The organism is Waterburya sp., assembly GCF_058530065.1.
The window spans coordinates 1-9,128 of record NZ_JBZNBU010000150.1; the positions used below are offsets into that span (position 1 = coordinate 1).

Genomic DNA, 9,128 nt, shown 5'->3' on the forward strand with positions numbered 1-9,128 from the left:
CCACCTATTGCCATGTAGGCACAGGGGAAAAGCAGAATACCAGACCATCCTACGAATACGAAGCGATCGCGCTTTAACCAGTCATCAACTGCATCAAAGATGCCTTGTTGAGCAGGCGCGCGTCCTACTGCTATTGTCATAAAGATTAGATCTCCGAAATATATTTATAAGATCGTTAAAATTATTACGATTTAATCGGATTTGATACAAATATATATCAATCCAATTGTGAGAAAAGTTAACTTTTCTTTACTTATATTACACATATTAAAAGAAAATAGTCGATATTTTTGGGTTAAATACAAAAAAAAAATTAAGATTTTTGCTGTCGAAGTTAAATAAACATGGGAATTTAACTATAGATCGAAGATAATCTAAAAGATGCAACCATATTTTATGAAAGTTTTATGTACACCATCGATATAGTATTACAAGATATTCCTTTACCAATTTCAGTACAACGCAAAGAAGAAGACGCAGCCCAAAGTCTCTATCAAGAAATTATGGAGGCTATGCGCTCTGGCAGTTCCGATCTTATCGAACTTACCTGTGACAAAGAAGAAAATAAGAAAGTAGCAGTCAAAGCTAATACAATCTGCGCAGTCAAAATTGATAAGAAAACTGGCGGTATGGCAGAAGGGAGAGTCCCTGGCTTCTTTGCTGCTGTGGCAAACGATAAGTAAAAAACTATCCCTTGATACTAAGCTAATGAGGGAATAGAGTGACTGGGGTACTAGGGGACTGGGGGACTGAGTGACTGATTGACTTGTTAAGCACAGCTACCTATTACCTACTGATTACCCACTACCCTACTACCCACTACCTACTATCCACTAACCACTACCTATTGCCTCATCTTTCATCCCCTATCCTGTCAAAAGAATGTCCTATCCCAGCAACCAAAGTTTGAAATCGGACAAAACACCAGTTATTAGAGTCGAAAAAGTATGCTTTAGCTGGTCGTCAGAGGCTAAAGTTTTAGAAGATTGTTCCTTGGAAGTACCTCAAGGAGAGTTTTGGATGTTATTGGGAAATAACGGTAGCGGTAAATCCACTTTATTGAGACTTTTGGCAGGATTGTTAATTCCTGATCGCGGTTCGATAGTAATGCCTTATCGGACTGGATTTGTCTTTCAAAACCCCGATCATCAGTTAGTCATGCCTACTGTAGGTGCTGATATTGCTTTTGGTTTGGTAGAAGAAAATCTATCTGTCGTCCAAGTCAGAGATCGAGTTCGTTCGGCGTTGGATGCTGTTAGTCTTTCAGAACTAGAAAGAAGACCGATTCATGCTTTGAGTGGAGGACAAAAACAAAGGATTGCCATTGCAGGAGCGATCGCTCGCAATTGCGAGGTAATTATGTTTGACGAGCCGACAGCTTTATTAGACCCCGATACGCAAATTGAATTGGTAGCTCAAGTTAGAAAATTAGTCAAAGAACGCAACTTGACCGCTTTATGGGTTACTCATCGTTTAGAAGAATTAGATTATTGTGATGGAGCTTTTTTGTTAGCGGGAGGCAAAGTAATCGCTCAAGGAGATCCTCAAGTTATGAAACAAAAATTATTAGCAGCAGAAACCTAAAAAACAAAGATTTATTGACTTTATTTAACTTTTTGTTAACAAATTTGCCTAGAATGGGAGAGTATAATTTTTTCCTTAAAAAAGTAAGTAAATTGCAATGCCTCCCTCCTCCCACCAGGCGATACTACTGGTTGATGGTTACAATATCATCGGCGATTGGTCTGACCTGAAGAAAAGTCGCGATCGTGATGGGCTAGAAGTAGCTCGCCGCGAATTAATAGAATGCCTAATTAACTATAGTGCGAGCGTAGAATACCGTACCAAAATAGTATTTGACGCTCACTACCAAGATACTCCTCGCAGTACTGAAAAACATACTTCTAATTTGTCGGTGCATTATACGGCTTTTGCTGAAACTGCCGATACTTACATTGAAAAGTTTTGTGCGGTATTTGCTCGTAAAAAGTACCAGCAAGAATCCACCAGATTAATTGTGGCAACCAGCGATCGCGCCCAACAACTGACGGTAGTTGGTTACGGAGCAGAATGGAGATCGGCTCAAATGCTGGCAAGAGAAGTAGATCTGGCAGCCCACAAAACCAAACAGAGAACCAAAAAACAGACCAAGAAGAAACCTTCTGGTCGTTTTTTATTTAATGCCCTAGATCCTGTTGCTCAAAAACGTCTCAAGCAGATGCAGCGAGGAATGCAATGACTATTAGTAACAAGTTGATACTGTTTCAATTCTCTCGATTGCTTAAAGCGATCGCTAAGATAAAAATAGTTTTTTAACCGCAGAAACTCTTTTTTTTAAAGCATTGACAAGTATAAAAATATTCGATATATTTAGAAACGTTGCGGAAAAAGTAGTAATCTAATACTCACCCATAAGCCCCCATCGTCTAGTGGCCTAGGACACCTCCCTTTCACGGAGGCGACAGGGATTCAAATTCCCTTGGGGGTACTAAATGAAGAAAGAGTCGGGTTGTCAAAACCTGGCTCTTTATTTATGTTTTATTTTAACTTTATAGGTTGCTGAATTAAAAAAATATTCTCGAACCATCAAGGTTTTCTCTACAAATAAAAGTGTTGACAAGTACAAAAATATTCGATATATTTAAAAACGTTGCGGAAAAAGTAGTAATCCAATACTTATGTCTAAGCCCCCATCGTCTAGAGGCCTAGGACACCTCCCTTTCACGGAGGCGACAGGGATTCGAATTCCCTTGGGGGTACTAAATGAAGAAAGAGTCGGGTTATTAGAACCAGGCTCTTTCTTCATTTCATCTTATGTTTATGAATGCTGAATCAAATAAAATTAATTTTGGTTTCGATACAAAACATTTACGATTAATCTAGCGATCGCTCTAAAAAAACTGGGTTTTGCTTCGGTAGAATTAGATGCTGTAGAAGGTTCTGATTCTAACGAGGGGGCAGAAGTTTCAACGACAGCAGGTCGATCTGTTTCTACGGGAGTTTTTTCAACTGTTTCTGCGGGGGCTTCTTCGATTGCGGAAGAGGGTTGCGATTCGACTGCTTCTGGGAGTGGTTCGGTCTTGGGAGAAGACAAAGAATGACACTTAGTTAAGAATTCTTCTAGTTTTTGACGATCTTCTAAAGGAGTCTGACGAGCATTAGCAGCACATTGGGCAATATCTTCCTGACCTATATAAGTAAGCCATTTTTCTAAATCCTCTCTAACTAAATAATTAACCCCATCAGCAGGAAATTGCTGGCATAATTTTAATAAATCTTCTGCACTATAAGCCAATTGACCGTTAGAAAATTGGAAAGGCTGAGTCATAATGTATTTTTCTGGTTGTTCGAGCGAAAAAAGTTCAATTTTATCTTGCCACAACTATCTTGATACAAACCTTTACAAAAGTTGTATTTACCAATATTTTTTTTTAATCACTTAAAAAAAGTCAACCTGTAATATTGAGAGATCGTCCTCAAATTGAAAATTAGGATGCCAAGTTCTAACATATTGCAATAGTCTGGGTAAATTCCTCTCAGGTGTTAGTTGATATTTTTTAAGCAGATCTATCAGTCTTTCCAAACCCCAAGGAGAATTAGGCTGTTGTTCTACTTCATACAAACCATCGCTAAACACATACAAACTAGAGTTGGGATTAATCTGGCAAGAATCACTAACATATTTAATTTGGGGAAACATTCCCACTGGTACACCTGGGGTTTTGAGTCGTTTAGCGATAGACACATTACTGGAAGAGATTAAGATTGCAGGAGGATGTCCCGCAGTAGAATAGACTAAATTGCGACTTTGACAGTTATAAACTCCATACCAAATAGTAAAATATTTATCATTGCGATCGCTCATCTGAAAAGCTTGGTTTAAACCCTGCAAAACCGTATCGGGTTGATAATAATCTACATTGCTCAAGCCCCGAGAGCGCAATAAATTCACTACAGCGAGAGAAGGTAAGGAAGCTCTCAAACCATGTCCCGAAACGTCCAAGAGATAGAATACTAAATGATCCTCATCCAGCCAAAAATAATCAAAACTATCTCCTCCCAATTGTCTGGAAGGAATAAAACAAACATCAATATTTAGAATAGGATGTTGTAAAGGTTCTGGTAATATTGTACTGACATATTCGGCTGCTTCTGCCAATTCTGTTTCTAATAACTGTTTTTGATTTTGCAGATCCTTGCTCAATTCATGCAATCGTAAACCAGCACGAACCCTTGCAGTTAGTTCGTTCATCTCGATCGGCTTACATAAAAAGTCATCAGCACCAGCATCTAAACCTTTAATTCGATCCTCTACAGAATCTAAAGAAGTTAAAAGAATAAAAAAGGTAGTAGATAATTCGGGAATCGACTTAATCTCCGAACATACTTCCAAACCATCTTTGCGAGGCATAATCCAGTCGCAAATAATTAAAGCAGGACAAATGGTTTTTGCCTTAATTAGACCTTCCTCTCCATCGCTTGCCAAGGTAATATCGTAACCCTTTAAACTTAGGGTACGTTCTAAAAGCAGTTGAGTTGTAAAATCATCATCAATAATCAGAATTTTAGCCATATTACATTAATATCCGATCGATACTAAAGGATCGAAAATTATAGCGATCGCTCTCTAGATAGAGCGATCTAATAGCCTAAGATAGTACCATTCCTAGGACGAATTTCTTCAAACTAATAGAAAAAACCAGATCCTCATCAACACAGTCAAGGCAAATTCTCGCTTTGGTTTACCAAAAATAATCTTTCGGAAAAAGATAAATGTTCTTGCTAAACTTAACAAAATAGTCTAACACCATCATATCCTTGAGGATACTAAAAAAATAACAAATCCAAGATAAAGGACTAAAAACTAGCTCTTTTGTAATCTGATTACTATCGCTCTTTTTGGAGATGAAAAATAAATTTAAAATACTGCATCAAATCAAGATTGAAGTTAAAAGCGATCTACAAGAGTTAGATAAAATACTATTAGAATTTAATAAAATTTATCGATCTTTCATTCCCTGTCGAGACTGGCTACAGTGTCGTTTAGCTTTGGCAGAAGGATTTACTAATGCCGTCAGACACGCCCGTAAAAATTTACCCCCAGAGACGATTGTTGAAATCGAAGTATTATTGGGACAAAATTATTTAGAAATTAAAATTTGGGATTATGGTTCTGCTTTTGATTTACAAAGCTTTATTGTAAATTACGCCAAAGAACATCGTGAGTGGCTCAGTAGTGGCAGAGGTATTCCCTTGCTCAATAAAATTGCAGACCGTTTAGATTATCAACGTATTAATGGCAGTCGTAACTGCTTGTCGATTGTTAAAAAATTTTGTAATTGTCGAACTAAAGGTTTGGTTAAAATCTAAAATTCAATCTTAAATTAAGTTAATATTTATCAGTTTTTTAATTAATAACTATTCTCCCTCAAAAGCATTTTCGATGACAATAGTTTCTTTATAAGATTTTTCTTGGGAAAAGTCAGATTTATATTCAGTTCTATCTTTATCACAATATTTTAAAAATTGACTACTGTCTGTAGAGTAAGTGATATAGTTGTACGAAATTTTAATGGCATTACCAATGCGAATAACATCGCCAGTACTCAATCTATGTAAAGACTTTCTTTTATTATTGATAATAATACCATTACGACTTCGTTTTCTTTTACCTTTACCATCAATAATCCAATAAGAATAATCTACTTTTTGATCGTCTTCTGTGTATCTCATCCAAGCAATAGTAGCGTGATGGCGCGATGCTAGGGGGTCGTTAATCACCAAATCGTTATTTGGATGGCGACCTAGAGAAAAAACATGAGAATTAAGAGACACTGCTCGTCTCGACTCGGGTGATTCCACAATTAAAACGTGCCTCCCTTTAGCTAGATCGGCTTGATTTAACTTGACTAAATTTAGTTTGGGTTTGTTTTCAGCCATGTGATTGCAAACTTGAGATACCTGTTATGGAGAATTGGATAAGGCACAAAATTTTTAAAATAATTCCAAGAGTCGATTAAATTTAATGAATATGAAATATTATGTTTCTCAACTAGCAAATTATCTTATCTATGTTTATATCTCATAATTTGTTTTTTGACCAAGTAAACTTATTTATCCCAATAAATAACTGTCTGTACAAATATAGTTTGCTTCTAAACACCTTATAAGAGAATTATATTTGTAGCTAAATGTCATCAGTATAACTATGGAACTATTAGTATTATCGTTAGTTTTACTTAGACAATAATGGTTCGCAATGTACTTGGAATCCTGCCGACTGCAAAGATGTTAAAGCTTTAGTTTCATCTTCCACCCAGTACTTCGATCCCAAACGAATAAATTGTCGCTTTTCTCCTTTTCCAATCGCGGCAATTACAGGAATTTTAAACTTATTTGGTTCTGTAGATTGTTGGGATAAAATTCTTTTTAAATAATTACTTTGGCTTGGATCTAAAGCCTGTTGAGGAGTAATTTCTAGCATAATCATTTTGACTTGTTCGACTGCTTCCGCATCATCAATAATTAATTGATATTTATCATTTCGTTGTTGAGCTTTACCCCAAACAATTAATTGTTTGCCTTCTACTAATAATGATTCTAACTCTTGATAGGTACTAGGAAAAATAGTTCCTTCTGCTTCTCCTGTAATATCTTCCATCTGCACGAAAGCCATCGAATCGCCTTTTTTAGTAACGATTTTTCTGACGGAGTTTAACATTACCACCGCACTAACTTTTTGTCTGGCTTTTTGTTCCGATAAAGAGTTTAAACTAATAGGAGATAAAATTTGAGCGGCTTGGTTAATCGCCTTGAGGGGATGATCGCTAATATAAAAACCAATATATTCTTTTTCCAAACGCAATTTTTCTTGTAAGGGAAAATCTTCTACTTTGGGAGTGCTGGGTGCTTGTTCAAAAACAGGTTCGGAATTATCTTTTTCTCCCATATTATTCATCATGTCAAAGATATTTAACTGTCCGCTTGCCTTTTCTTTACTGCGTTGCTGCGCCCAAGAGGTGAGGACATCAATATCATTAATCAACTGCTTGCGGTTCGATTGTACCGAGTCAAAAGCACCACAATAAATTAAAGTTTCTAAAGCGCGACGGTTAACCGTACGCAATTCTACCCGTTCGCAAAAATCTGCCAGAGATTTAAACTCGCCATCGGCATTTCTCGCATTAATAATATTTTCGATCGCTCCCTGTCCTAAATTCTTGACCGCCGAAAAACCAAATAAAATCTGCGTATCATCCAGAGGTACAAAATCTTCTTCCGAGCGATTGATATCGGGGGGGAGAATATTAATCCCCATTTTCTGAGCGTTTTCCCGATACTTGTCTACTTTTTCTTGGTTGCCACTACTAGCAGTGAGTAATGCTGACATATACTCAACGGGATAGTTAGCCTTTAGATATGCTGTTTGATAGCTCACATAAGCATAAGCAGTGGAATGGGATTTATTAAAACAATTCGAGGCCACCATTCCCTCGGCTAGCAAAAAATTATGGTCGCAGTCTACACCAATATCGTAGACGTTTTGGATTCCTAAAGATTTACGATTGACAATTTTTACCATAATTATTCATTGTTAACTTAATATTTAATTGAAATATCCCCAACAAAAAGTAATGTTAGGTTACGAGTTATAAATCAGCATTCAACCAAAGGTACATGGCGCGCTCAAAATAGTTAAACTTATAGTATCTAAAAATACTTTTTGATTTTTATTGAACTTGGGGCAACGTCTATCGATACTATCTACGGTAAATATAAAGGATTAAAATCTAGTCAGCTAAGACAGCTTAAAAAACTTTATCATCAGAAGCAACCAGGAGATGTCATAGTTACTCCCGAATTTGCTCAAAGACTGGCTGCTATTAGCACGGATATAAATCAACCCGTCTGTATCTATATCAATCGTCGCGGACAGGTAATTAGGGTAGGAGTAGGCAATGCCCATCAAACTCAAATTCCCCCTTTAGAATTGCCTCGTTATGGTGCAAAGCGTCTTTCAGGTATCCGCTGTATTGTCACCAAGCTCAAACCAGAACCTCCTAAAGAATCGAGTCTCACGGCAATGGTTCGCCAAAGACTCGATGCGCTGGCTGTTTTGACTCTAACAGGAACGGGAAAATTCAAAAAAGGTGGCGGCGCGACTGGTTATATCCAAGATGTTTATTTAGCTCATTTATTGCCCCAAGCGGAAGAGATCGCCGAAAAGCAAGAATATTGGACGGTATCTCAGCCAATGAGCTTAAATGCTCTAGGAGATCGGGATTTTTTAGATCTAGTAGAAAGTTTAGAAGCAGAATTTGAACGAGAATACGTCGCCCAACAGGTAGATAGTAACCACGATCGCGTGGTATTAGTGGGATTGAGAGTTGATAAAACCCCCGAACAAGAATTTGAAGACCGTTTGAACGAATTAGTAGGCTTGGTGGATACCGCAGGGGGAGAAGTTCTGGAAACTATCCGTCAAAAGCGATCGCGCCCTCATCCCCAAACTTTAGTAGGAGAAGGTAAAGTACAAGAAATTGCTTTAAGAGTTCAAACCTTGGGAGCAAACCTAGTAGCTTTCGATCGCTCTTTATCCCCCGCCCAAATCCGCAATCTAGAAGGTCAGTTTGGAGTTAGAGTAGTCGATCGCACGGAAATCATTCTCGATATTTTCGCCCAACGGGCACAATCTCGTGCGGGTAAATTGCAAGTAGAATTAGCCCAGCTAGAATATATGCTACCCCGCTTGGTAGGTCGAGGACAGGCGATGTCTCGTTTGGGGGGTGGTATCGGTACGAGAGGCCCTGGTGAAACCAAGTTAGAAACCGAAAGAAGAAGTATTGCCAAACGTATAGCTCGATTACAGCGAGAAGTCAACGAATTACAGGCACATCGCTCTAGAATGCGCAAACAAAGGCAAAAACAGGACGTTCCCAGTGTGGCGATCGTCGGCTATACCAATGCGGGTAAATCTACTTTAATTAATGCTTTAACTAATTCCGAAGTATACGTAGCCAACCAACTATTTGCCACCCTAGATCCAACGACTCGTCGTTTATCTATCCCCCATGCCGATACGGGAGTCGCCCAAAATATTTTACTTACCGATACCGTTGGTTTTATTC

General features: G+C 37.9%; 9 protein-coding genes, 2 tRNA genes and 1 pseudogene. 7 read left to right on the plus strand and 5 right to left on the minus strand.

The features are described 5' to 3' along the window. Nucleotides 1-140 (minus strand): annotated as a pseudogene (locus AC33VI_RS09670) (photosystem II D2 protein (photosystem q(a) protein)); the annotation flags it as partial. Between the two features lie 267 nt (nt 141-407). Here AC33VI_RS09670 and AC33VI_RS09675 point away from each other — a divergent pair. The 5 genes from AC33VI_RS09675 (at nt 408) to AC33VI_RS09695 (ending at nt 2,759) form a co-directional block, all read left to right on the plus strand. Then, nucleotides 408-683: a UPF0367 protein family gene (locus tag AC33VI_RS09675; protein ID WP_491782057.1), complete on the plus strand. Its 276-nt coding sequence runs from the start codon at nt 408-410 to the stop codon at nt 681-683. Between the two features lie 199 nt (nt 684-882). Next, nucleotides 883-1,584, plus strand: coding sequence for an energy-coupling factor ABC transporter ATP-binding protein (locus AC33VI_RS09680; RefSeq protein ID WP_491782058.1), 702 nt, complete (start codon nt 883-885; stop codon nt 1,582-1,584). Nucleotides 1,585-1,681: 97 nt separating this feature from the next. Next, on the plus strand, nt 1,682-2,239 hold the full coding sequence (locus tag AC33VI_RS09685; protein WP_491782059.1) for an NYN domain-containing protein: 558 nt from the start codon (nt 1,682-1,684) through the stop codon (nt 2,237-2,239). Nucleotides 2,240-2,415: 176 nt separating this feature from the next. Next, a tRNA-Glu gene (locus AC33VI_RS09690) sits at nt 2,416-2,488 on the plus strand. A gap of 198 nt (nt 2,489-2,686) precedes the next feature. Beyond that, nucleotides 2,687-2,759: transfer RNA gene (locus AC33VI_RS09695), tRNA-Glu, on the plus strand. Between the two features lie 83 nt (nt 2,760-2,842). Here AC33VI_RS09695 and AC33VI_RS09700 read toward each other — a convergent pair. Together AC33VI_RS09700 and AC33VI_RS09705 are read right to left on the minus strand one after the other, a co-directional pair. After that, nucleotides 2,843-3,328: a hypothetical protein gene (locus tag AC33VI_RS09700; RefSeq protein ID WP_491782060.1), complete on the minus strand. Its 486-nt coding sequence runs from the start codon at nt 3,326-3,328 to the stop codon at nt 2,843-2,845. Between the two features lie 111 nt (nt 3,329-3,439). Beyond that, nucleotides 3,440-4,573: a SpoIIE family protein phosphatase gene (locus AC33VI_RS09705; protein WP_491782061.1), complete on the minus strand. Its 1,134-nt coding sequence runs from the start codon at nt 4,571-4,573 to the stop codon at nt 3,440-3,442. Between the two features lie 332 nt (nt 4,574-4,905). Here AC33VI_RS09705 and AC33VI_RS09710 point away from each other — a divergent pair, with 332 nt between their 5' ends. Further along, nucleotides 4,906-5,370: an ATP-binding protein gene (locus AC33VI_RS09710; protein ID WP_491782062.1), complete on the plus strand. Its 465-nt coding sequence runs from the start codon at nt 4,906-4,908 to the stop codon at nt 5,368-5,370. Nucleotides 5,371-5,418: 48 nt separating this feature from the next. On the opposite strand, the gene AC33VI_RS09715 is transcribed toward AC33VI_RS09710, so the two are convergent. After that, a complete protein-coding gene (locus tag AC33VI_RS09715) occupies nt 5,419-5,940 on the minus strand; it encodes an FHA domain-containing protein (protein ID WP_491782063.1) in 522 nt (173 codons plus the stop codon). Nucleotides 5,941-6,235: 295 nt separating this feature from the next. Next, nucleotides 6,236-7,582, minus strand: coding sequence for a helix-hairpin-helix domain-containing protein (locus AC33VI_RS09720; RefSeq protein ID WP_491782064.1), 1,347 nt, complete (start codon nt 7,580-7,582; stop codon nt 6,236-6,238). Nucleotides 7,583-7,753: 171 nt separating this feature from the next. Between AC33VI_RS09720 and hflX the strand changes: the two genes are divergently transcribed. Continuing rightward, on the plus strand, nt 7,754-9,128 hold a 1,375-nt coding region (gene hflX / locus AC33VI_RS09725), incomplete at its 3' end, for a GTPase HflX (RefSeq protein ID WP_491782065.1).